Origin of the sequence: Pseudomonas fakonensis (genome assembly GCF_019139895.1) — a bacterium.
GTDB lineage: Bacteria > Pseudomonadota > Gammaproteobacteria > Pseudomonadales > Pseudomonadaceae > Aquipseudomonas > Aquipseudomonas fakonensis.
The window spans coordinates 1,112,193-1,134,877 of sequence record NZ_CP077076.1 but is presented as its reverse complement, the minus strand read 5'-3'; the positions used below and the strand labels follow the sequence as shown (position 1 = coordinate 1,134,877).

24 protein-coding genes are annotated in these 22,685 nt (G+C 65.8%); 11 read left to right on the top strand and 13 right to left on the bottom strand.

Annotated features, from left to right (window positions below; all coding sequences use genetic code 11):
- The first annotated feature begins 66 nt into the window (after positions 1 to 66).
- Complete coding sequence (gene pyk, locus KSS94_RS05195) at positions 67 to 1,521, top strand: pyruvate kinase (protein WP_217841968.1); 1,455 nt, start codon at positions 67 to 69, stop codon at positions 1,519 to 1,521.
- A 93-nt stretch (positions 1,522 to 1,614) separates the two neighbouring features.
- Here the strand turns inward: pyk and KSS94_RS05190 are convergent, their stop codons facing one another.
- The gene (locus KSS94_RS05190) at positions 1,615 to 2,535 is read right to left on the bottom strand and encodes an iron-sulfur-binding ferredoxin reductase (RefSeq protein WP_217841967.1); all 921 of its coding nucleotides are present in this window, start codon (positions 2,533 to 2,535) and stop codon (positions 1,615 to 1,617) included.
- Positions 2,536 to 2,803: 268 nt separating this feature from the next.
- Between KSS94_RS05190 and KSS94_RS05185 the strand changes: the two genes are divergently transcribed.
- Positions 2,804 to 4,327 (top strand): fumarate hydratase, encoded by a 1,524-nt coding sequence (locus tag KSS94_RS05185; protein ID WP_054885069.1) that lies wholly within the window; start codon positions 2,804 to 2,806, stop codon positions 4,325 to 4,327.
- Positions 4,328 to 4,372: 45 nt separating this feature from the next.
- Here the strand turns inward: KSS94_RS05185 and KSS94_RS05180 are convergent, their stop codons facing one another.
- Both KSS94_RS05180 and KSS94_RS05175 read right to left on the bottom strand, forming a co-directional pair.
- Positions 4,373 to 5,245, bottom strand: coding sequence for a carbon-nitrogen hydrolase family protein (locus tag KSS94_RS05180; protein ID WP_217841966.1), 873 nt, complete (start codon positions 5,243 to 5,245; stop codon positions 4,373 to 4,375).
- Complete coding sequence (locus KSS94_RS05175; protein ID WP_217841965.1) at positions 5,242 to 5,832, bottom strand: GNAT family acetyltransferase; 591 nt, start codon at positions 5,830 to 5,832, stop codon at positions 5,242 to 5,244. The genes KSS94_RS05180 and KSS94_RS05175 overlap by 4 nt, the downstream gene beginning before the upstream one ends.
- Before the next feature lie 115 nt (positions 5,833 to 5,947).
- Here KSS94_RS05175 and KSS94_RS05170 point away from each other — a divergent pair, with 115 nt between their 5' ends.
- Positions 5,948 to 6,346 carry a nuclear transport factor 2 family protein gene (locus tag KSS94_RS05170; RefSeq protein ID WP_217841964.1) on the top strand — a complete coding sequence of 133 codons (399 nt, stop codon included), beginning with the start codon at positions 5,948 to 5,950 and terminating at the stop codon, positions 6,344 to 6,346.
- 242 nt (positions 6,347 to 6,588) lie between these two features.
- Here KSS94_RS05170 and KSS94_RS05165 read toward each other — a convergent pair whose 3' ends face one another.
- The 6 genes from KSS94_RS05165 to KSS94_RS05140 all read right to left on the bottom strand — a co-directional run bounded on the left by KSS94_RS05165 (position 6,589) and on the right by KSS94_RS05140 (position 11,392).
- A complete protein-coding gene (locus KSS94_RS05165; RefSeq protein ID WP_217841963.1) occupies positions 6,589 to 7,167 on the bottom strand; it encodes a DJ-1/PfpI family protein in 579 nt (192 codons plus the stop codon).
- Positions 7,168 to 7,234: 67 nt separating this feature from the next.
- A complete protein-coding gene (locus KSS94_RS05160; RefSeq protein ID WP_217841962.1) occupies positions 7,235 to 8,392 on the bottom strand; it encodes a phospholipase D-like domain-containing protein in 1,158 nt (385 codons plus the stop codon).
- Between the two features lies 1 nt (position 8,393).
- Positions 8,394 to 8,987 carry a YceI family protein gene (locus KSS94_RS05155; RefSeq protein WP_217841961.1) on the bottom strand — a complete coding sequence of 198 codons (594 nt, stop codon included), beginning with the start codon at positions 8,985 to 8,987 and terminating at the stop codon, positions 8,394 to 8,396.
- 44 nt (positions 8,988 to 9,031) lie between these two features.
- Positions 9,032 to 9,328: an amidase gene (locus KSS94_RS05150; protein WP_217841960.1), complete on the bottom strand. Its 297-nt coding sequence runs from the start codon at positions 9,326 to 9,328 to the stop codon at positions 9,032 to 9,034.
- Positions 9,325 to 10,404 carry a serine hydrolase domain-containing protein gene (locus KSS94_RS05145; protein WP_217841959.1) on the bottom strand — a complete coding sequence of 360 codons (1,080 nt, stop codon included), beginning with the start codon at positions 10,402 to 10,404 and terminating at the stop codon, positions 9,325 to 9,327. Before KSS94_RS05145 ends, KSS94_RS05150 begins: the two co-directional genes overlap by 4 nt.
- 100 nt (positions 10,405 to 10,504) lie before the next feature.
- Positions 10,505 to 11,392, bottom strand: coding sequence for an acyl-CoA dehydrogenase middle domain-containing protein (locus KSS94_RS05140; RefSeq protein ID WP_217841958.1), 888 nt, complete (start codon positions 11,390 to 11,392; stop codon positions 10,505 to 10,507).
- A gap of 133 nt (positions 11,393 to 11,525) precedes the next feature.
- Between KSS94_RS05140 and olsB the strand changes: the two genes are divergently transcribed.
- From olsB to KSS94_RS05125, 3 genes are all read left to right on the top strand, one after another.
- On the top strand, positions 11,526 to 12,281 hold the full coding sequence (gene olsB / locus KSS94_RS05135; RefSeq protein WP_217841957.1) for an L-ornithine N(alpha)-acyltransferase: 756 nt from the start codon (positions 11,526 to 11,528) through the stop codon (positions 12,279 to 12,281).
- A complete protein-coding gene (locus KSS94_RS05130) occupies positions 12,281 to 13,069 on the top strand; it encodes a lysophospholipid acyltransferase family protein (RefSeq protein ID WP_217841956.1) in 789 nt (262 codons plus the stop codon). Before olsB ends, KSS94_RS05130 begins: the two co-directional genes overlap by 1 nt.
- A 76-nt stretch (positions 13,070 to 13,145) precedes the next feature.
- The gene (locus KSS94_RS05125; RefSeq protein WP_217841955.1) at positions 13,146 to 13,508 is read left to right on the top strand and encodes an HlyD family secretion protein; all 363 of its coding nucleotides are present in this window, start codon (positions 13,146 to 13,148) and stop codon (positions 13,506 to 13,508) included.
- A 183-nt stretch (positions 13,509 to 13,691) separates the two neighbouring features.
- Here the strand turns inward: KSS94_RS05125 and KSS94_RS05120 are convergent, their stop codons facing one another.
- A complete protein-coding gene (locus tag KSS94_RS05120) occupies positions 13,692 to 14,306 on the bottom strand; it encodes an acyl carrier protein phosphodiesterase (RefSeq protein ID WP_217841954.1) in 615 nt (204 codons plus the stop codon).
- Between the two features lie 143 nt (positions 14,307 to 14,449).
- Here KSS94_RS05120 and KSS94_RS05115 point away from each other — a divergent pair, with 143 nt between their 5' ends.
- A complete protein-coding gene (locus tag KSS94_RS05115; RefSeq protein WP_217841953.1) occupies positions 14,450 to 14,752 on the top strand; it encodes an ArsR/SmtB family transcription factor in 303 nt (100 codons plus the stop codon).
- 17 nt (positions 14,753 to 14,769) lie between these two features.
- Positions 14,770 to 15,819: an alkene reductase gene (locus KSS94_RS05110; protein ID WP_217841952.1), complete on the top strand. Its 1,050-nt coding sequence runs from the start codon at positions 14,770 to 14,772 to the stop codon at positions 15,817 to 15,819.
- A gap of 75 nt (positions 15,820 to 15,894) precedes the next feature.
- Here the strand turns inward: KSS94_RS05110 and KSS94_RS05105 are convergent, their stop codons facing one another.
- The 3 genes from KSS94_RS05105 to KSS94_RS05095 all read right to left on the bottom strand — a co-directional run bounded on the left by KSS94_RS05105 (position 15,895) and on the right by KSS94_RS05095 (position 18,740).
- On the bottom strand, positions 15,895 to 16,719 hold the full coding sequence (locus KSS94_RS05105) for an ATPase (RefSeq protein WP_217843528.1): 825 nt from the start codon (positions 16,717 to 16,719) through the stop codon (positions 15,895 to 15,897).
- Positions 16,720 to 16,804: 85 nt separating this feature from the next.
- A complete protein-coding gene (locus tag KSS94_RS05100) occupies positions 16,805 to 17,800 on the bottom strand; it encodes an NAD-dependent epimerase/dehydratase family protein (protein ID WP_217841951.1) in 996 nt (331 codons plus the stop codon).
- 49 nt (positions 17,801 to 17,849) lie between these two features.
- Positions 17,850 to 18,740, bottom strand: a complete 891-nt coding sequence (locus KSS94_RS05095) for a LysR family transcriptional regulator ArgP (RefSeq protein WP_217841950.1) — start codon at positions 18,738 to 18,740, stop codon at positions 17,850 to 17,852.
- 90 nt (positions 18,741 to 18,830) lie between these two features.
- Between KSS94_RS05095 and KSS94_RS05090 the strand changes: the two genes are divergently transcribed.
- From KSS94_RS05090 to KSS94_RS05080, 3 genes are all read left to right on the top strand, one after another.
- Positions 18,831 to 19,430 carry a LysE/ArgO family amino acid transporter gene (locus tag KSS94_RS05090; protein WP_217841949.1) on the top strand — a complete coding sequence of 200 codons (600 nt, stop codon included), beginning with the start codon at positions 18,831 to 18,833 and terminating at the stop codon, positions 19,428 to 19,430.
- Between the two features lie 241 nt (positions 19,431 to 19,671).
- Positions 19,672 to 20,268: a superoxide dismutase gene (locus tag KSS94_RS05085; protein WP_217841948.1), complete on the top strand. Its 597-nt coding sequence runs from the start codon at positions 19,672 to 19,674 to the stop codon at positions 20,266 to 20,268.
- Between the two features lie 268 nt (positions 20,269 to 20,536).
- Positions 20,537 to 22,588 (top strand): putative bifunctional diguanylate cyclase/phosphodiesterase, encoded by a 2,052-nt coding sequence (locus KSS94_RS05080; RefSeq protein WP_217841947.1) that lies wholly within the window; start codon positions 20,537 to 20,539, stop codon positions 22,586 to 22,588.
- Positions 22,589 to 22,685 lie beyond the last annotated feature (97 nt).

The following is a 22,685-nucleotide window of genomic DNA, read 5'->3' as shown; positions in this document are numbered from 1 at the left end:
CGGAACAATGACTACAGCGTAATTGAGGAGTAGCCTTTCGCTGCGCTTCACTATAGGAGTCTGTGCATGACCATCCGCCGTACCAAAATCGTCGCCACCCTTGGCCCCGCCAGCAATTCGCCGGAAGTGATCGAACAGCTGATCCTCGCCGGCCTGGACGTGGCACGCCTGAACTTCTCCCACGGCACCCCGGACGAGCACAAGGCCCGCGCCCGCCTGATCCGCGACATCGCCGCCAAGAACGGCCGCCATGTCGCGCTGCTGGGCGACCTGCAGGGTCCGAAGATTCGCATCGCCAAGTTCGCCAACAAGCGCATCGAACTGAAAGTCGGTGACAAGTTCACCTTCTCCACCGCCCACCCGCTCACCGAAGGCAACCAGGATATCGTCGGCATCGACTACCCCGACCTGGTCAAGGACTGCGGCGTTGGCGACGAACTGCTGCTCGACGACGGCCGTGTGGTGATGCGCGTCGAGACCGCCACCAGCGATGCCCTGCACTGCGTGGTGATCATCGGTGGCCCGCTGTCCGACCACAAAGGCATCAACCGCAAAGGTGGCGGCCTGACCGCACCGGCCCTGACCGAAAAAGACAAGGCCGACATCAAGCTGGCCGCGGAAATGGACCTGGACTACCTGGCCGTGTCGTTCCCGCGTGACGCCAGCGACATGGAATACGCCCGCAAGCTGCGTGACGAAGCCGGCGGCAGCGCCTGGCTGGTGGCCAAGATCGAACGCGCCGAAGCGGTAGCCGACGACGAGACCCTCGACCAGCTGATCCTCGCCTCCGACGCCGTCATGGTTGCCCGTGGCGACCTGGGCGTGGAAATCGGCGACGCCGAGCTGATCGCCATCCAGAAGAAGATCATCCAGCACGCCCGCCGCAACAACAAAGCGGTGATCGTGGCGACCCAGATGATGGAGTCGATGATCCAGAACCCGATGCCGACTCGCGCCGAAGTGTCCGACGTGGCCAACGCCGTGCTCGACAACACCGACGCGGTGATGCTGTCGGCCGAAAGCGCCGCCGGCAGCTACCCGATCGAAGCGGTGCAGGCCATGGCCCGTATCTGCTCGGGCGCCGAAAAGCACCCTACCAGCCAGAAGTCCAGCCACCGCCTGCACACCACCTTCGAGCGCTGCGACGAGTCCATCGCCCTGGCGGCGATGTACACCGCCAACCACTTCCCCGGCGTCAAGGCGATCATCGCCCTCACCGAAAGTGGCTACACCCCGCTGATCATGTCGCGCCTGCGCTCGCATGTGCCGATCTTCGCGCTGTCGCCGCACCGCGCCACCCAGGCCCGTGCCAACATGTTCCGTGGCGTCTACCCGATTGCCTTCGACCCGGCCTCGCTGCCGGCCGACAAGGTCAGCCAGGCAGCCGTCGACGAGCTGCTCAAGCGCGGCTTGGTGGAGCAAGGCGACTGGGTCATCCTGACCAAGGGTGACAGCTACCACACCATCGGTGGCACCAACGGCATGAAGATCCTCCACGTGGGTGACCCACTGGTCGGTTGATTCACGCGCTGTAACCATCGCGGGGCAAGCCCGCTCCCACGCATCAGGCATCACCTGCGTGGGAGCGGGCTTGCCCCGCGATCGTTTCAGCGCCTAGGCATGCTCGGTAAACACATCCGCCAGCACCTGATTACGCGGCACCCCGGCGATGAACAGCCGCCGGGCAAAGCGTTCGACACTCCCCGGCGCCCCGCACAGCAATGCCATGGTCTGGCGCGACGCCAGACGCAACCCGGCCAGCGCCTCATCCAGTTGCTCGGCCAGTACCAACTCCACACTCACCCCCGGCATTGCCTGCAATGCCTCGGCCAGGTAATGCCCGGCTGGCGTGCGCGCCACATGCACCACCCGAATCTCCCCTTGGTGCCCCTGGCGCAGCGCCTCGCGAAGAATGCCCCACAAAGGTGCCAGCCCGGTGCCCGCCGCCAGTAACCAGAGCGGGCGCACCTGCCAGTCAGGGTCGTAGTGCAGCGCCCCGCCGCGCAATTCGCCCAGCCTCAGCTCATCGCCCACCTGCAGTTGCCGGGCGCGGTCGCAAAATGCCCCGGGGCGGCTGCAATCAAGGTGAAACTCCAGCATGTCGTCCTCCCCCGGCAGGCTCGCCAACGAGTACGGGCGGGCAACATCGGCGCACCACAGCACCAGGTGCTGGCCGGCCTGGTAACGCAGTGCCCGCCCGGGGCGCAGGCGCAGGCGCAGAACGTCGTCGAACCAGTCAAGCGCAGCCACCGTGGCCGGCAGGCCATCTTGCAGCGGGTCGAACAGCGCAAGCTCAAGGTCGCCGGCCACCGTGCACTGGCAGGCCAGGCGCCAGCCCTGGTCGCGCTGGGCCGCGCTCAGGGCCTCGGGTTTGGCGTCCACAGGCTGGCCGTCGAGGCAGCGCACCAGGCAGGCGTGGCAGCTGCCGGCGCGGCAACTGTAGGGCACGGCGCAGCCGGCGCCGTTGAGCGCATCGAGCAGGTTGCTGGCGGGCGGCACCGTGAAACGGCGCTCGCCCACGCACAGTTCGGGCATGGTTGGCGGGTCTCCGAATATGGGGATCTACTCTGGGGGCGCTTTGCGCCCCCAGGACTCTAAGGCTAACAGCAAAAAGGATGCCCGCCCCGCAGCCGACCATGGTCCAGACCACCCGCAGGTGTTTCCCGCGCCGGGGCGCGGTATACTGCCGCGCCTTTTTGCCCCGGCCCGACCAGCCGGAGCCTTGCCAGGCATGCCCGACATACCGGTGTGCGTTGTCGGTGTGCCTTTACGAATGTTCCCGTCTTTAAGAGGAGCGCGCTGCATGACCGTGATCAAGCAAGACGACCTGATTCAGAGCGTTGCCGACGCCCTGCAATTCATCTCGTACTACCACCCCGTCGACTTCATCCAGGCGATGCACGAAGCCTACCTGCGTGAAGAGTCGCCAGCCGCGCGTGACTCGATCGCCCAGATCCTGATCAACTCGCGCATGTGCGCCACCGGCCACCGCCCGATCTGCCAGGACACCGGCATCGTCACCGTGTTCATCCGCGTCGGTATGGACGTACGCTGGGACGGCGCCACCATGAGCGTCGACGACATGATCAACGAAGGTGTGCGCCGCGCCTACAACCTGCCCGAGAACGTCCTGCGCGCCTCGATCCTGGCCGACCCGGCCGGTGCCCGCAAGAACACCAAGGACAACACCCCGGCAGTCATCCACTACTCCATCGTGCCCGGCGACAAGGTCGAGGTCGATGTCGCAGCCAAAGGCGGCGGTTCGGAGAACAAGTCGAAGATGGCCATGCTCAACCCGTCCGACTCGATCGTCGACTGGGTGCTGAAAACCGTGCCGACCATGGGCGCTGGCTGGTGCCCGCCTGGCATGCTGGGTATCGGCATCGGCGGCACCGCAGAAAAAGCGGCGGTAATGGCCAAGGAAGTGTTGATGGAGTCCATCGACATCCATGAGCTCAAGGCCCGTGGCCCGCAAAACCGCCTCGAAGAGATCCGCCTGGAGCTGTTCGAGAAGGTCAACCAGCTGGGCATCGGCGCCCAGGGCCTGGGCGGCCTGACCACCGTGCTCGACGTCAAGATCATGGACTACCCGACCCACGCCGCCTCCCTGCCGGTGTGCATGATCCCCAACTGCGCCGCCACCCGCCACGCCCACTTCGTGCTTGACGGCAACGGCCCGGCCGAGCTCGAAGCGCCGTCGCTGGACGCCTACCCGGAAATCGTCTGGGAAGCCGGCCCGAGCGCGCGCCGGGTGAACCTGGACGACATCACCCCGGAAGAAGTGGCCAGCTGGAAGCCGGGCGAGACCATCCTGCTCAACGGCAAAATGCTCACCGGCCGCGACGCCGCGCACAAGCGCATGGTCGAGATGCTCAACCGCGGCGAACAGCTGCCGGTCGACCTCAAAGGCCGCTTCATCTACTACGTAGGCCCGGTCGACCCGGTCGGTGACGAAGTGGTAGGCCCTGCCGGCCCGACCACCGCCACCCGCATGGACAAGTTCACCCGCCAGATCCTCGAGCAAACCGGCCTGTTGGGCATGATCGGCAAGTCCGAGCGCGGCCCGACCGCCATCGAGGCGATCAAGGACAACAAGGCCGTGTACCTGATGGCCGTCGGCGGCGCTGCGTACCTGGTGGCCCAGGCCATCCGCAAGTCGAAGGTCCTGGCCTTCGCCGAGCTGGGTATGGAAGCAATCTACGAGTTCGAAGTCAAAGACATGCCGGTCACCGTTGCGGTGGACAGCAATGGTGAGTCGGTGCACATCACCGGCCCCGCGCTGTGGCAGAGCAAGATCGCCCAGAGCCTGGCTGTTGAAGTGAAGTAAACCCCTGCTGTAACTGTGGCGGCCCCGCGATGGGACCGCCGCTGTTTACAACACCCTGTCAAACTGCTCCGGCCAGTCCCTGCGGGTAAACACCTGCCCTTCCTGCCTCACCCGCCGCACCTCATCCAGGTCAATATTACAGACCAGCCAGCGGCTCGCTGCCGGCGTCAAGCACTCGCTTTCAGCCACCACCCCATCCCCCGGCATGCCATGGTCCGGCGGCACGAACAGCCCCGCCTTGCCGACATTCTCGTCCAGCGCCGGCGACCAGGGTGCCAGCCCCACGGTCGGGCTCTGCAACACGGCAATCTGGTTTTCCAGCGCCCGCGCTTGGGCGCCGATGCGTACCCGGTGGTAACCGGCCACGGTGTCGGTGCAACTGGGGGCAAGAATCAGGTCGGCGCCGCCTTCGGCCAGCGTGCGGGCCAGCAGCGGGAATTCGTTGTCATAGCAGATCAAGATGCCCAGCCGGCCCAGCGTCGTGTCGAACACCCACAACCCTTGCCCCGGCGCAATGTCCCACTGCTCGCGCTCGAAGCGGGTCATGATCAGCTTGTCCTGGTGGCCCAGCAGCCCGTCAGGGCCGAACAGCCAGGCACGGTTGCGATAGCGGCCATCGGCGTCCAGCACCGGTACGCTGCCCGGCTGCAGGTAGATGCCCCAGCGTCGGGCGATGCTTTCGCACAGCGTAAGCCAGGGTTCGATCAGCGGCTGAATGCCGGCGATCGAGCCCTTCAGGTCACCACGCTGCCCGGCCGGCAACTGACCACTGAGCACCAGCCCAGCGTACTCGGGCAGCAGCAGCAACTGCGCGCCTTCGGCCACCGCTTCGGCACACAGGCCTTGCAGGTGGTCGGCGTAGGCCTCCCAGCTTTCATGCAACTCGATGGCGTACTGGCAGGCGGCAACGCGGATCATACCGGGAGGGCCTTGAGCCAGAACGACATGATCTTCGCCGACTGCTCCTGCTCATCGAGGTCGCGCCAGCTGTAGCTGGTGCGCAGTGAAGGCTCATGCAAAAAGCCTCGGTTGCGCCAGAAACCATGCAACGGTTTGTAGTCCCCTGGCCGGCGCGGGTGCCCGGCCGGGCGCTCCACCGCGCAAAAGGCGCAGTAGTCGAATTCGGCCAGCTTATGGGCGTAGGACTCGCGCTCGATGAAAAAGCGCACCCCCAGGCCCTGGCCACGGTAGGCCGGCAGAAGCACCGATTCGCCGAAGTAATAGACCGAGGCCGGGTCGCGGCCCTGGGCCAGGAACGGCTGCTGGAACTCGGAGGTTTCATCCACCAGCGGCAGGCCGGTGGAGGCGCCCACCACCTGGCCGCCATCCAGCGCCAGCACCACCAGGCTGCGCCCGGAGCGGGCATAGGTGGAGAGGTATTCGGCTTCGTAGTCCAGGTTGCCGTCGTAGAGGTAGGGAAACTCGCGGAACACCGTCAGGCGCAAACGAGCAAGCTCATCGATGTAAGGCGCGATGGCAGCGCCGTGCAGCAGGCGTATTTCCATGCGGGGCGGTCGTTTTGTCGATGTGGATGACGCGCTCGGCTAAGCCGGGCCTGAGCACAAACCCTATCATCGGCCCAGTACCCTTCCCTTTCCCCTGCGCGACAGGTATTTCTCCATGACCGCTACCGAACTCGTCACCGCCTACTACAACGCCTTCAATGCCGGCGACATGCCCGCCTTCCTCGCGCTGCTGAGCGAAGACGTGATTCACGACATCAACCAGGGCGAACGGCAAATGGGCAAGGCCCGCTTTGCCGCGTTCATGGACAAGATGAACCGCTGCTACCGCGAACGCCTGGCCGACATCGTGGTGATGCAGAACGCCGAGGGCAACCGCGCCGCCGCCGAGTTCACCGTGCACGGCGAATACCTGGCTGACGACCAAGGGTTGCCGCCGGCCAACGGGCAGAAGTACGTGTTGGCAGCCGGGGCGTTTTTCTACATCCACTGCGGCAAGATCGCCCGGGTGAGCAACTACTACAACCTCAATGACTGGGTCGAGCAGGTGGGCTGACCTTCAGGCCCTCATCGCCGGCAAGCCGGCTCCTGCAGTATTGGCGCAAATTTGAAGGTTATGCGATCCCTGTGGGAAGCGGCCTTGTGTCGCGATGGGCTGCGGAGCAGCCCCGGCGACTCTGCATGATGCCAAGATACTGGGGCCGCTACGCGCCCCATCGCGGCCGGACGGCGCCCCGGCAAGGCCGCTCCCACAGAGGGCCGTGTTGAATCAACGGTTCGTGTTCTTTTGCGGCCAGGTCAGGAAATTCGCGTCCCCAACACCTTCAAGAACGCCGCCAGCCACGCCGGGTGCGCAGGCCAGGCTGGCGCCGTCACCAGGTTGCCATCGACATGGGCCTGGTCCACTGCAATGTCGACAAACTTGCCCCCGGCCAGACGCACCTCCGGCGCACAGGCCGGGTAGGCGCTGCATTCACGCCCCTCCAGCACCCCCGCCGCCGCCAGCAGTTGCGCACCGTGGCACACCGCCGCAATCGGCTTGCCGGCCTGATCGAAATCGCGCACCAGCTCCAGCACCTTTTCGTTCAGGCGCAGGTACTCCGGTGCCCGCCCACCCGGAATCAGCAGCGCGTCGTAGCTCTCGGCACGCACCCGGACGAAGTCGTAGTTCAGGGCAAAGTTGTGCCCAGGCTTTTCGCTGTAGGTCTGCTCGCCCTCAAAGTCGTGGATCGCCGTGCGCACCGTCTGCCCCGCGACTTTCTCCGGGCACACCGAGTGCACGGTGTGGCCGACCATGCTCAAGGCCTGGAACGGCACCATCGCCTCGTAGTCCTCGACGTAATCGCCCACCAGCATGAGAATCTTCTTCGCCGTCATCGCATCCACTCCTTCCATTGCAGGGACATTCACCATAGTTCGCTTTTACCGCCGGCGACATGCTGCACTAGTCGCGGCGGTCCAGCAGGTTGGCCACCAACCGATCCAGCCAGCCCCACACCCGCTGCTTCACGCGCCGCCACAAGGGCCGCGCATGCCAGTGGGCCAGGTCGACTTCTTCGCTCAAGGCAAAATCCCGCTCGAAACTGGCCGCCACTGCCGCCGTCAGCGGCGGGTCCAGCGCTTCGACGTTGGCCTCGAGGTTGAAGCGCAGGTTCCAGTGATCGAAGTTGCACGAGCCCACGCTCACCCAGTCATCCACCAGCACCATCTTCAGGTGCAAAAAGCACGGCTGGTATTCGAAGATCCGCACCCCGGCGCGCAAAAGGCGCGGGTAGTAGCGGTGGCCAGCGTAGCGCACCGCCGGGTGGTCGGTGCGCGGGCCGGTGAGCAGCAGGCGCACGTCCAGGCCTTTTTGCGCGGCGCGCCGCAGCGAGCGGCGCACGCTGAAGGTGGGCAAAAAATACGGCGTGGCCAGCCAGATGCGCCGCTGGCCGCTGTTCAGCGCGCGCACCAAGGCATGCAGAATGTCCTTGTGCTGGCGGGCGTCGGCATAGGCCACCCGGCCCATGCCCTCGCCCTGGGCCGGTACCTTGGGCAGGCGCGGCAGGCCGAAGTTTTCTGGCGGGCGCCAGGCGGTACGGCGCTGGTTGGCATGCCACTGGCGGTCGAACAGCAACTGCCAGTCGCTGACGATCGGCCCATGCATATGCACCATCACCTCGTGCCATTCGCTCACCGGCTGCTCAGGCTGCCAGAACTCGTCGGTTACCCCGGTCCCCCCCACCACGGCCCAGCGCTCGTCCACCAGCAGCAGCTTGCGGTGGTCGCGGTACAGGTTGCGCAAGCCCCGGCGCCAGCGCAGGCGGTTGTACCAGCGCAGGTACACGCCGGCCGCCAGCAGGCGCTCGCGCAGCACGCTGGGGAAAGCCAGCGAGCCGTAGTCATCGAACAGGCAGCGCACCCGCACGCCGCGCCGCGCGGCCTGCTCCAGGGCCTCGACCACGGCTTCGGCGCAGGCGCCGCCTTCGACCAGGTACAGCTCCAGGTCCACCTGGAACTCGGCACGCACGATCGCCAGGAGCATGCGCGGAAAGAACTCGGGGCCGTCGATCAGCAGTTCGAACTGGTTGCCATCCCGCCAGGGGAAGACCGGCCCCGGCATGTCAGCGGGCGTTGAAAATCAGCACCGCGCTCACCGGCACCGACGGGTTGATCGACTTGAGCCCGGCGGCCTTGCGCAGGGTTTCCAGGCCCGGCAACAGGCCGAAGTCCTCGGCGCGCAGCACCAGTGGCTCCAGGGTCACCACCTGGAAGCGCCGCTCGTCCAGGCGAGTGGCCAGCAACAACGTGTTGTAGTTGTGGGTCTGCCCATGCAGGGTGACGCTCACCGGCAGGCGCAGTTCCAGCTGCGCGCCGTCGGCCAGGTCGTTGATCGGGCGCAGGTCTATCTGCGCCTGCACCTTGCCTTCGGCGAAGCGCTCAACCTCGAACAGGCTCTCGCGCATGCGCTCGTCACGCAGCGGGATGCCGCTGCTGACCGAGTCCATCTCGATGCGGACCTCGGCCGCGCCCTTGCGGTCGACCGTGCCATGCAGCACCAAAAAGCGGCTGACCTCGGCGATGTTGCCGTTCTTGCCGGTGACGAAGGACAACCGCGATGACTCGCCGTCCAGGTGCCAGTTGGCCAAGGCAGGCGAACCTGCGCCGATGAACAGGGGGAGCAGCAATGCGGGCAGCAGGCGGGACGGTTTGAACATGAGAATTCCTGTCAATCAAGGCCGCCAACATTACCCGCCCGGTTTCATGGCAGCAAGCGGCAGCCCTCCCGCGCGCCCTGCCAGGCGGCCTGGCTGCGTACCCCCAGGCCTTCTGCGCTCACCCGCCGCTGCGTGGCGTCTTCTGCAAGCAGCCCCAGCGGCAGGTACTGCTTCACATAGCCACGGCAGTAGGCTTCGTCCAGGCCCATGACAAAGCGGCACGAGCAATACTCCTTGGCCGAATAGGCCGACAGGATACCGGGGAAATCGCCCAGCGCCTGGCGCTCGTGCCAGGCCCAGGCCAGCAGCGCCAATGCCAGTAGCAGCAGTACCCGCTTCATGCGCCACCCTCCCCGGCCAGCACGGCCAGTACCCGCTTGAGCAGCTCGTCGTGGCTGAAGCTGCCATCGCGGTCGTCGGCATAGCGCACGATCACCAGCTTTTGCGCCGGCAGCACGTACAGCGCCTGGCCCCAGTGCCCCAGGGCGGCGAAGGTGTCAGCTGGCGCTGCGGGCCAGGGCCGCGCCTGGCCGGGCAACGGCTGGTTGAGCCACCAGTGCCCGCCTGGGTTGGCCTCACCGGGGATGGCTTGGGCGCGCTCGAACAGGGTGCGGTTGAACGCCACCCAGTCGGCTGGCAGCAACTGCCGGCCCTGCCAGCGCCCTCCGCGTTGCATCAGCAGGCCGATGCGCGCCAGGTCGCGGGCGCTGAGGTACAGGTACGACGAACCCACAAAGGTACCGGCGCCGTCGCGCTCCCACACCGCGCTGTGGATGCCCAGCGGGGTGAACAACGCCTGCCAGGGGTAGTCGGCGTATTGCCCGGGCTCGAGCATGCCGCGCAGGGCGGCGGCCAAAAGGTTGCTGTCGCCGCTGGAATAGACGAAATGCTCGCCCGGTGCGCTGGCGGCAGGCATGCCGGCGGTATAGGCGGCCATGTCGGTGCGGCCACGGGTGTAGAGCATGGCCACCACCGAAGACTTGAGCGGCGCGTATTCGTAATCCTCTTGCCAGGCCAAGCCGCTGGCCCAGTGCAGCAGGTCGCGCAGGCGCAGGTTCGGGTGTTGCTTGAGCGCTGGGTAGTAGCGGGCGGCGGGGTCGTCCAGGTTGAAGCGCTGCTCGGCCTGGGCCACACCCAGCACGGTGGCCAGTACGCTCTTGCTCACCGACCAGCTCAGGTGCGGGGTGTCGGCGCGGGTGGGGGCGGCGTAGCGCTCGTGGAGAATGCGGCCGTCGCGGATGATCAGCAGGGCGTCGCTGCGCACACCAGTGCGTTCCGCCGTGCGCTCGGGGAAGGCGTAATGGTCGACGCTTTGCCAGTCGAGGGGGCTGTCGTCGGTTGACCAGTCAGGGGTGGGCCAGTCCTCGGCCCAAGTGGGGCTGGTAGCCAATACAAGGAACAACCAGAGTGCCTTCATCGAAGTCGCTTTCCATTGGGCCGCCTTGCGGCCCTTCGCGGGCAAGCCCGCTCCCACAGGGATCGCGCTGGCATTGAAGATCGCTCAGCCTCTCAGGCTTTCATGACAATCCTGCAGCCCCCCAGGCCTTGGCCAGGCGCTTGTCCCGCGCAGCCTGTGCCAGCACCAGTACACCCTGGTCACGCTGCCAAAGCTGCGCCCACGGCTCGGGCCCGGCAGCCAGGGCCTTGTCGAGCTCACCGCGCAGCCCTTCGAACTGGGCGAACAACCCGCCCAGCAGCAGGTGGCAACCCACACTGTCGGCACACTGCCGGCTACCCTCGGCGCAACCGGCCAGCAGGCTCAGCAAGCGCAGGCGCAAGGCCTGCGGCCAGGCGCACTCCTGCCCGACGCCATACAGCCAGGCCACCAGCGCGGCCAGTACATAAAGGTCTTCAAGGGTGCGAAAGGGTTTGACGTAGGCATCCCAGCCATCCCCGGCCAGCAACTCGCAGGCTGCGCCTTGCAGTTGCACGCGGCCATGGCCGACTTCGGGCATCAACGGCAGGGTTGGCAGGGCTTGCAGCGTCACCCCCGGCTCGCCCGGGTAAACCACTGCCAGCTGCAAGCGCGGATCTTCGCCCTGCCCTTCGCAGCGCGCCGCCACCAGCAACCACTCGGCCTCAAGCCCTGCCGTGACGAAATCCTTGTCGCCGGTCAGGCGCAGGCCGTCCAGGCGGGTGTGCATGTCGGCCGGGCGCACGCTGCGCCGCTCGGTGGCGCACAGCGCGCCGAGGCCGGCCGGGGCGCTGGGCCACAGCACCCGCAACGCCGCCTGGTAGCCCAGCAGAAAAGCCAGCCCAGGGGTGGCCATGGCGCGCCCGCCGAGCACCGCCAGTTCGAACGGCGCAGCACTGGCAAAACGCTCCAGCACCGTGGCGCAGGTTTCGCCAAGGGTCGCTTGCAAGGGGTGGCGCAAAGGGTCGTTGAGTTGTTGCAACCAGGCCATCGAGGTCCTCCCGTGGGGCTGTCACGCAAGCATCACCAAAGATTCATGGGGGTGACACCGGCCATACCTAGGCTGACTTTGCACAACAAAGCCGACCGGCCGCAACCCTTTGGCTGGCTTATGGAGACTCGCAATGACTCGGATCGCTCGCTCTGGCGACAACAGCCCTGAACGCCGTCTGCAAGCCGAACGCCTGGTCGGCGCTGCCGCCCTGCAGGAAGCACAGGCGCTGCGTTTCAAGGTGTTCAGTGGTGAATTCAAGGCCAAGCTCAAGGGCGCAGAACACGGCCTGGACATGGACGACTACGACAGCCACTGCCGCCACATCGGCGTGCGCGACCTGGCCACCGGCGAGCTGGTAGCCACCACCCGCCTGCTCGATCACCAGGCCGCCAGCAGCCTGGGGCGCTTCTACAGCGAAGAAGAATTCAGCCTGCATGGCCTGCTGCAGTTGCAGGGCCCGATCCTCGAGCTGGGCCGCACCTGCGTGGCCCCCGACTACCGCAACGGCGGCACCATCGCGGTGCTCTGGAGCGAGCTGGCCGAAGTGCTCAACGAAGGCCGCTACAGCTACCTGATGGGCTGCGCCAGCATCCCCATGCAGGACGGCGGCGTGCAGGCCCATGCGGTCATGCAGCGCCTGCGCGAACGCTACCTGTGCACCGAGCACCTGCGCGCCGAACCGAAAAACCCGCTGCCGACCCTGGCCCTGCCAGGCAATGTCATCGCCGAGATGCCGCCGCTGCTCAAGGCCTACATGCGCCTGGGCGCGAAGATCTGCGGCGAGCCGTGCTGGGACGAGGACTTCCAGGTAGCCGACGTGTTCATCCTGCTCAAGCGCGACGACCTCTGCCCGCGCTACGCCCGCCACTTCAAGGCGGCGGTCTGATGCCGGGGCTGCGGGCCAGTGCCCGCCTGCTGCGGCTGTTTATGGTGCTGGGCCTGGGCCTGCTGATGGCCGCCTGCATCGCCCTGGCCGAGCGCCTGGGCCTGAACACCCCGCTGGAACGCCGGCAACGCTGGACGCGCCTGTTCATGCAGCGCCTGGTCGCCGCCCTGCCCTTCGAGGTGAAGGTGCAGGGCGAGCTGCCGCAACAGCCGATGCTGTGGGTGTGCAACCACGTGTCGTGGACCGACATCCCGCTGCTGGGCATGCTCACCCCGCTGTCGTTCTTGTCCAAGGCCGAGGTACGCCACTGGCCGCTGGCCGGCTGGCTGGCAGAAAAGGCCGGCACGCTGTTCATCCGCCGCGGCGGCGGTGACGCCCAGCGCCTGCGTGAGCAGATCAGCACCCAACTCGGCCAGCAACGCCCGTTGTTGATCTTCCCCGAAGGCACCACCACCGACGGGCGCAGCCTGCGCACCTTCCATGGCCGCCTGCTGGCCGGGGCCATCGACCAGGGCATACCTGTACAACCGGTTGCCATTCGATACATTCGCAACGGCGAGATCGACCCAATTGCGCCGTTCGTCGGCAACGATGACCTGGTCTCGCACCTGCTGCGCCTGTTCGGCCAAGACCGTGGCCAGGTACATATCGAGCTGCTGCCGACCATCGCCAGCGCAGGCAAAGAGCGCGCCGTGCTTGCCCTGCAGGCGCAACAGGCGGTTCATATGGCGCTGTTCGGCGTGGTCGAAAGCGAACTGCCGGCACGCCGCCACGCCCGCGCAGCCTGAGGTTAGAGCAATCGCTCAAACTTGTACAAAGTGATCGCCTTGTAGAACTTTAAAGCGCTGCCTCCAGTCGGAAAAGGTGATCGCCGCCCCTGGCGAGAACGTCGGCCCCGGCACCTTGCTGATGCGCCTTGAGCGCAGCGGCCCGGCGCAGTTGTGGGTGTACCTGGACCCCAAGGATGTCGAGCACGCCACCCCGGGCTCGCGCCTGGAAGTGCGCCTGCCCGACGGCAGCGCCACCGGCGCCACGGTGATCAACCCGGCCGAAAGCGCCAACCCGCTGCCCAGCGACCTGCGCGAGCCGTTCAGCAGCCCGACCCGCGGGCTGATGGTGCCGGCGCGCTTCGACCAGCCGCTGGCCGATACCTGGCGGGTGGACTCGTTGCCGGTGAGCGTGAGGTTTGCGCGTAGCGGGTGGCAGTGGTTCGGGTTGAAGGATTGAGCGGTAGGTTCACGACTGCCGGGGGCGCTTTGCGCCCCCATCGCGACACAAGGCCGCTTCCCACAGGGATCGCCTAACCTCCAGGCCAGTGCTGTACCTGTAGGAGCCGGCTTGCCGGCGATGAGGCCCGCACAGGATATATGCTGGCACCGGCTGTGCCGGTGATCGCCGGCAAGCCGGCTCCTACAAGGACGGCGCTGGGCTCAGGCCTTGCGCGGGCCTGTGGGAGCGGGCTTGGGCGGCAAACCCCTGCAACTGCGGGTAGAACTCGCGAAAATCCGCCAGCAGCGGTTCGTACAGGCGTTCAAGCTCACCCATCACCCCGGCCATGCCTTCAGGCCGCGACAAGCGCCGGGCGATGCCGTTGAACACCTGCTCCAACGTGGCGAAATCGCCATAGGCCCCCAGCCAGTCATCCGCCGCCATGTAGGGCGCAATCCGCGCCAGCCGCCCGGGCAACTCGGGCTCGGCCAGCAGCACCCGGTAAAAGGCCCCGGTGAACTGCGCAAGCGGCTGGTCGGCGTAGTCGGTCCAGTGCCGCGCCAGGCAATGGTCGAAGAACACATCCAGCACAATCCCGGCAAAACGCCGGCGCTCCTTGGGGAAACGCGCCAGCGCCGCCAGCACCAGCGGGTGGCTGTCGGTGTAGCTGTCGATATGCCGGTGCAGGCGAATAGCGGCCTCCAACTCAGGCGCAAAGCGCCCCTCCAGCGAGCCTTTGACGAAATCGCCATACAGGCTGCCGAGCAGTTGCTGCGGCGCCGAGCCGCCCAGATGCAGGTGTGCGAGGTAGTTCATGGGCGCAGTCTAGCACCGCCAGCGCCTATATCGTTATAACGCGATATACCGATTCGAGCTGACCTCAGAACCTCTTCATATTTGTATATCGCGAAATACCGATTTAAATTTCGCCCTATCGCGATACACAACGAGCCTCACCCATGCCACTCGATCTGGACGAAATCATAAAAGCGCTGGCCCACCCGGTCAGGCGAGAAATCCTCAGCTGGCTGAAAGACCCGGCAGCGCAATTCCCCGACCAGTACCACAGCACCGAAAACGGCGTGTGTGCCGGGCAGATCGACCAACGCTGCGGCCTTTCGCAGTCGACCGTCTCTGCCCACCTGGCCACCTTGCAGCGCGCCGGGCTGATCAGCAGCCAGAAGATCGGCCAATGGCACTTTTTCAAACGTGACGAAGCCACTATCCAGGCGTTCCTCGAACAACTGCGCCAAGCGCTTTGAACAGGCAGGTAACCCTTATGACCACGCTTTTCGATCCAATCACCCTGGGCGATGTGCAACTGCCCAACCGCATCATCATGGCCCCGCTGACCCGTTGCCGCGCCGACGAAGGCCGCATCCCCAACGCGCTGATGGCCGAGTACTACGTGCAGCGCGCCAGTGCCGGGCTGATTCTCAGCGAAGCGACCTCGGTGACCGCCATGGGCGTCGGCTACCCCGACACCCCCGGCATCTGGAACGACCAGCAGGTGCGCGGCTGGCACAACGTCACCCAGGCCGTGCATGGCGCCGGCGGGCGGATATTCCTGCAACTGTGGCATGTGGGGCGCATCTCCCACCCGTCGTACCTGAACGGCGAACTGCCGGTGGCGCCCAGCGCCATCCAGGCCAAGGGCCATGTCAGCCTGGTGCGCCCGCTGAGCGACTACCCAACGCCACGCGCCCTGGAAACCGAAGAGATCGCCGACATCGTCGAGGCCTACCGCAGCGGCGCCGAGAACGCCAAGGCTGCCGGCTTCGACGGCGTGGAGATTCACGGTGCCAACGGCTACCTGCTCGACCAGTTCCTGCAAAGCAGTACCAACCAGCGCACCGACCGCTACGGCGGCTCGCTGGAAAACCGGGCCCGGCTGCTGCTGGAGGTGACCGACGCGGCCATCGAGGTGTGGGGCGCCGGCCGTGTGGGCGTGCACCTGGCGCCGCGCGCCGATGCCCACGACATGGGCGATGCCGACCGCGCCGAGACCTTCACCTATGTGGCCCGGGAGCTGGGCAAGCGCGGCATCGCGTTCATCTGCTCGCGGGAAAAAGAGGCCGACGACAGCCTCGGGCCGTTGATCAAGGCAGCCTTCGGCGGGCCGTACATCGTCAACGAGCGCTTCGACAAGGCTAGCGCCAATGCGGCGCTGGCGGCGGGCAAGGCCGATGCGGTGGCGTTTGGCGTGCCGTTCATCGCCAACCCTGACCTGCCGGCGCGGCTGGCGGCAGATGCGCCGTTGAACCCGGCGCATCCGGAGACTTTCTATGGCCGGGGGCCGGTGGGTTACATCGACTATCCGCGCCTGTAACCGATCGCCGGCAAGCCGGCTCCTACAGAGATCCTTGTAGGAGCCGGCTTGCCGGCGATGAAGGCCAAGGAAATCTCAGGGCCGCGCGTTGATCTGCTGCTGCAGGTTCTGGATCTGGCTCTGCAGGGTGCTGATGTTGCGCGTGGTCTGCCCGCGGAAGGCGTCGAACTCCTGCACCGAGGCGCCGCTCGACGCCGCCGCCGGACGGTTGTCCATCTGCGTCTTGAGCACCAGTACATCCTGCTCCAGGCTGTCGATGGCGGCTTTCTGATTACCCTGCTTCTTCAGCGCAGCCACCTCATCGTTGAGGTTCTTCAACTGGCCATCGAGCTTGCCGCCATCCAGCTGGCCCGACTTCAACGCCGCAAGCTCAGCATTCACCGCCTTCAACTGCGCCTGCAACTGGGTTTGCAGGTCGGTCACGGCTTTTTGCTGAGCGCGGGTATCGGCCAACACCTGCTCCAGGCGCTTACCCAGGTCGCCCGCCTGGCCGGCGACGCCCTGCTGCTGCTTGCCCTGCTCGGCCAGGCTGGCCTGCAGCTGGCGAATCTGCAGTTTCAGCGCCTCGCTGCCGGTGCTGCTGGAGGACTCGCTGGCATCGACCTTGCCACTGATTGCCTGCAGGCGCCCGGCCGCTTCCTCGCTGATGCGGGCAAAGCTTTCTTGTGTGGCCACCAGTTGCTGCTCCATCAGCGAAATTTGCTGAAAGCTCCACCAGCCAAGCCCGGCCAGGGCAATGAACGATGCCCCCAACAAAGCCCACAGCGGGCCGTTGCTGCGTGGCCGTACGGCCTTCTGGCGGCTGCGCGCCACGTGGGCGGGCAACAGTTCGTCGTCATCGGGGGTGCCGGCGCGCAGCGGGGGCACGTCGTCAAAATCGTCATGGGCGTCGTTACGCATGGGCATTCAACCACGGTGATAGCAAAGAGGTATGAGTATAAACCGCCACGGCGGCGCACTTATGAACATCTCTTTAGCCGGTGGTTCAGCAGTTGCCTTGCTGGGCCTGCCACCAGGTGCAGAATTCATCCAGCGCAGCCCACACATCGGTCTTGGGCCGGTAGTCCAGGTACTGGCGGGCGCGGCTGATGTCCAGGGTGAAATCCTGGCTCATCACCTGCATCGCGGTGCGGCTCAGGGTCGGCTGCGGGCGCCCGGGCCACAGCAGGCAGGCGGCCTCGTTGAGCGCCGCCAGGCTGTAGGCCAGGCCGAAGCTGCGGTAGCGGGTGACCTGCGGCAAGTTCATGCGGCGCATCACATAGTTGACCACGTCCCACAGCGGCAACGGGTGGCCGTTGCTGATGTTGTAGGCTTGGCCAAGCGCCGCATCGTCCGCGAACAAGGCACTGAGCAAGGCGTCGTTGAGGTTGTGCACGCTGGTGAAGTCGACCTTGTTCAGGCCGTTGCCGATGATCGCCACCCGCCCCTTGCGCTGCATCTGCATCAGCCGCGGAAAAATGCTCGCATCCCCTGCACCGGTGACGAAGCGCGGGCGCAGCGCCAGCACCTCCAGGCCGAATTCCTGGGCGCCGAACACCTTCTGCTCGGCCAGGTGCTTGGTCAGTGCGTAGTGGTCGTGAAAGCGCCGTGGCAACTGGTCTTCGCGGATATCCAGGCGCGAGCGGCCGGTGAAGTACACCGACGGCGACGACAGGTGCACCAGGCGCCGCACGTGCTCCTTGATACAGCCTTCGACCACGTTCTCGGTCAGCACCACGTTGCCTTGGTGGAAGTCCTGGTAGCGCCCCCAGGTGCCCACGGCGCCGGCGCAATGCACTACCGCATCAACCCCCTGGCACAGGCGCCGGGCCAGCTCCGCATCGCCCAGGTCACCGGGGATGAACTGCGCGCCACGCTTGACCAGGTGCTCGACGCCCTCGGCCCGGCGGCCGTTGACCCGCACGTCCAGGCCCTGCTCCAGGGCAAAGCGCGCAAAGCGCCCGCCGATGAAGCCACTCGCGCCGGTGACCAGAATTCGCATGTAACACTCCGCCTTGCCAGATTTCAGATGCAACTGACGCCGGCCGGCCCTACAAGGGCACCAGCCAGTCGCGCGCCGAGTGGCGCAGGTGTTCGGTCAGCTGGGCGAGCAGTTGCCCGCCGTTGCGCCAATGATGCCAGTACAGCGGCACATCGATAGGGGTATCGGCGCAGATTTCCACCAGGTGTCCGCCGGCCAATTGTTCGCGGGCCTGCAACTCGGGCACCAGGCCCCAGCCAAGGCCGGCTTCGGTCATGCGCAAAAAGCCTTCGGACGAGGGGCACAGGTGGTGCAAGAAACCGTCCTCGATGCCCAATGACGCCAGGTAACGATGCTGCAGGAAATCGTCCGGGCCATAGACGATGGCCGGTGTGCGGGCCAGGCGCGCCACCTCGAAACCTTGGGGGAAGTGCCGGGCCATGAACGCGGGGCTTGCCAGCGCGCGGTAGCGCATGGCCCCCAGCCCCAGGCTGCGTGCCCCGGCCACCGGCCGCTCGCTGCCGCACAGGCAGGCCGCCACTTCGCCGGCGCGCATACGTTTCAGGCCGACCTCCTGGTCTTCCACCACCAGCTCCGTGAGCAGGCGCTGCTCAGCACAGAACGCCCCCACCGCGCCGGCCCACCAGGTGGCCAGGCTGTCGGCGTTGAGGGCGATGCGCAGGCGCTCGGGGGCGCCCTCCTCGTCCAGTGCCGGTACCTGGCGCTGCAGGTCACGCTCGAGCAAGCGCACCTGCTGCACGTGGTTGAGCAACTGGCGGCCAACGTCGGTGGGGCTGGGCGGCGTGGCGCGCACCAACACCGGTTGGCCGACCCGCGCCTCGAGCAGCTTGATGCGCTGGGAGATCGCCGACTGCGACAGCCCCAGCACCTGGGCGGCGCGCTCGAAGCCGCCCTGTTCGATCACCGCGGCCAGGGCGGCGAGCAGTTTGTAGTCGAACATCAGTTCCTCTAATGCCAGATCAGCTCTATTTGTTTTTCTTATACCGCCAGCCTCGCCACAATGGCCAGCATCTTTTGTGGAGTAATCGCCATGTGGCAAAGCTATTTGAACGGCATGTTGGTGGCCTTCGGCCTGATCATGGCCATCGGCGCGCAGAACGCCTTTGTACTGGCCCAGAGCCTGCGCCGTGAACACCACCTGCCGGTGGCGGCATTGTGCATCGTCTGTGATGCGATCCTGGTGGCCGCCGGGGTGTTCGGCCTGGCCACGGTGCTGGCGCACAACCCGACGCTGCTGGCCATTGCGCGCTGGGGAGGCGCGGTGTTCCTGCTGTGGTATGGCGCCAAGGCGCTGCGCAGCGCCTGCTCCAAACAGAGCCTGCAGCACCAGCAAGGCCAGGGCACGCGCTCGCGCCGGGCAGTGCTGCTGAGCGCCCTGGCGGTGACCCTGCTCAACCCGCATGTGTACCTGGACACCGTGCTGCTGATCGGCTCGCTCGGCGCCCAACAGAGCGTGCCCGGTGCTTACGTGGCCGGTGCCGCCAGCGCTTCGCTGCTATGGTTCACCACCCTGGCCCTGGGCGCGGCCTGGCTGGCCCCCTGGCTGGCCCGCCCGGCGACCTGGCGGATGCTCGACCTGATGGTGGCGGTGATGATGTTCGCGGTGGCGGCGCAGTTGATTCTCGGTTGAGTGCAAGACAGAAGTTGCTGCGTGGGGGCGCACAACCCAGGTGCCATCGCCTGCCCCGCCCGTCACCTGCGCCAACCGCTCTGGAACCTCTATTCCCTATAGTTGTTGCGTGGTTATGCGCCGGCCCCGGTGCTATGATCCTGCCCCTGCGTCGCAAAGAGTACAAACTCGCCGACGCTCATACAGGCCACCCGTGAGGCCTGGCGCAAACCGCAAACAGACCTGAATCAGGAGATACACCATGGCTTTTGAATTGCCGCCGCTGCCGTACGCCCACGATGCCCTGCAGCCGCACATCTCCAAGGAAACCCTGGAGTTCCACCACGACAAGCACCACAACACCTATGTCGTGAACCTGAACAACCTGGTCCCGGGCACCGAATTCGAAGGCAAGACCCTGGAAGAGATCATCAAGACCTCTTCGGGTGGCGTCTTCAACAACGCCGCGCAAATCTGGAACCACTCGTTCTACTGGGAATGCTTGTCGCCAAACGGCGGCGGCCAACCGACCGGTGCCCTGGCTGACGCCATCACCGCCGCCTTCGGTTCCTTCGACAAGTTCAAGGAAGAGTTCACCAAGACTTCGGTCGGCACCTTCGGCTCCGGCTGGGGCTGGCTGGTGAAGAAGGCCGACGGCTCCCTGGCCCTGGCCAGCACCATCGGCGCCGGCTGCCCGCTGACCAGCGGCGACACCCCGCTGCTGACCTGCGACGTCTGGGAACACGCCTACTACATCGACTACCGCAACGTGCGTCCGAAGTACGTCGAGGCGTTCTGGAACCTGGTCAACTGGGCCTTCGTTGCCGAGCAGTTCGAAGGCAAGACCTTCAAGGCCTGATCCACAAGCCTTGTGAAAAACCCGGCCCTGGCCGGGTTTTTTTTCGCCTGCCATCCGCCGCCTGGGCCTTGCTCGCAGCCCATAGCACGCTAACATCAATTTTCTGGAAAGCTGACGCTGCGCACTCAAGTCGCATGGCCGCCCGACCGATACAGAGCCAAGGGTAAATCCGCCGACGGGCGGCTTGCCGGACAGGGCGATCGGTCGATACTCTGTCGCCAGAGTTAATGGCAAAATAATGGCATGCGCATGGATTAAGGAATCCCCTTTGAAGCTGGAATTTCGCAACAGCTTGTCGGTGAAGTTGCTCAGGGTGGTGCTGCTTTCGGCGTTGGCTGTCGGCGTCGTGCTCAGCTGCGCGCAAATCGTCTATGACGCCTACAAGACCCGCCAGGCGGTGAACAACGACGCCCAGCGGATCCTCGACATGTTCCGCGACCCGTCCACCCAGGCGGTGTACAGCCTCGACCGGGAAATGGGCATGCAGGTGATGGAAGGCCTGTTCCAGGACGGATCGGTGCGCATGGCCTCCATCGGCCACCCCAACGAAACCATGCTGGCAGAGAAAAGCCGGCCGCTGCAGGACATGTCCATGCGCTGGCTCACCGACCCGATCCTCGGCCAGGAGCGCACCTACACCACGCAATTGGTCGGCCGCGGCCCCTACAGCGAATACTACGGCGACCTCAGCATCACCCTCGACACCTCCAGCTACGGCGAGGGCTTTCTGGTCAACGCGGTGATCATCTTCATCTCCGGCGTGCTGCGCGCCCTGGCCATGGGCCTGGTGCTGTACCTGGTGTACCACTGGCTGCTGACCAAGCCGCTGTCGAAGATCATCGAGCACCTGACGCAAATCAACCCCGACCGCCCCAGCCAGCACCAGATCCCCCAGCTCAAGGGCCACGAGCGCAACGAACTGGGCATCTGGGTCAACACTGCCAACCAGCTGCTGGCCTCGATCGAGCGCAACACCCACCTGCGCCACGAAGCCGAAAACAGCCTGCAGCGCATGGCCCAGTACGATTTTCTTACCGGCCTGCCCAACCGCCAGCAGTTGCAGCAGCAACTGGACAAGATCCTGGTCGACGGCGGCCGCCTGCAGCACCGGGTGGCGGTGCTGTGCGTGGGCCTGGACGACTTCAAGGGCATCAACGAGCAGTTCACCTACCAGGTGGGCGACCAGTTGCTGCTGGCCCTGGCCGACCGCCTGCGCGCCCACAGCGGCCGCCTGGGGGCACTGGCGCGCCTGGGCGGCGACCAGTTCGCCCTGGTGCAGGCCAACATCGAGCAACCCTACGAGGCCGCCGAGCTTGCGCAGAGCATTCTCGACGACCTTGAAGCACCGTTCGACCTCGACCACCAGCAGATCCGCCTGCGTGCCACCATCGGCATCACCCTGTTCCCCGAGGACGGCGACAGCACCGAGAAACTGCTGCAAAAGGCCGAGCAGACCATGACCCTGGCCAAGGCCCGCTCGCGCAACCGCTACCAGTTCTACATCGCCAGCGTCGACAGCGAGATGCGCCGGCGCCGCGAGCTTGAAAAGGACCTGCGCGAGGCACTGCCGCGCAACCAGCTGTACCTGGTGTACCAGCCACAAATCAGCTACCGCGACCACCGCGTGGTCGGCGTCGAGGCGCTGCTGCGCTGGCAGCACCCGGAGCTGGGCATGGTCCCGCCCGACCAATTCATCCCCTTGGCCGAGCAGAACGGCAACATCATCGCCATCGGCGAATGGGTACTGGACCAAGCCTGTCGCCAACTGCGCGAATGGCACGACCTGGGCTTCAGCGAACTGCGCATGGCGGTCAACCTGTCCACCGTGCAACTGCATCACAACGAACTGCCGCGGGTGGTCAACAACCTGCTGCAGGCCTACCGCCTGCCGCCGCGCAGCCTGGAGCTGGAAGTCACCGAAACCGGCCTGATGGAAGACATCAGCACCGCCGCCCAGCATCTGCTGAGCCTGCGCCGCTCCGGCGCGCTGATCGCCATCGACGACTTTGGCACCGGCTATTCGTCGCTGAGCTACCTCAAGTCGCTGCCGCTGGACAAGATCAAGATCGACAAGAGCTTCGTCCAGGACCTGATGGACGACGATGACGACGCCACCATCGTTCGCGCCATCATCCAGCTGGGCAAAAGCTTAGGCATGCAGGTGATCGCCGAAGGCGTCGAAACCAGCGAGCAGGAAAGCTACATCATCGCCCAGGGCTGCCACGAGGGTCAGGGCTACCACTACAGCAAGCCGCTGCCGGCGCGCGAGCTGACCACCTTCCTCAAGCAGGCGCAACGCAACCAGGTCTCGGCGCTGTAACCCCCCGCGAACATTGACCCTACCCCCCAAACGGGCGTTTGCATGAAATGCGCAAGCGCCTCTTTACAGCAAATGCAAATCTTTCGCATGATGTTGC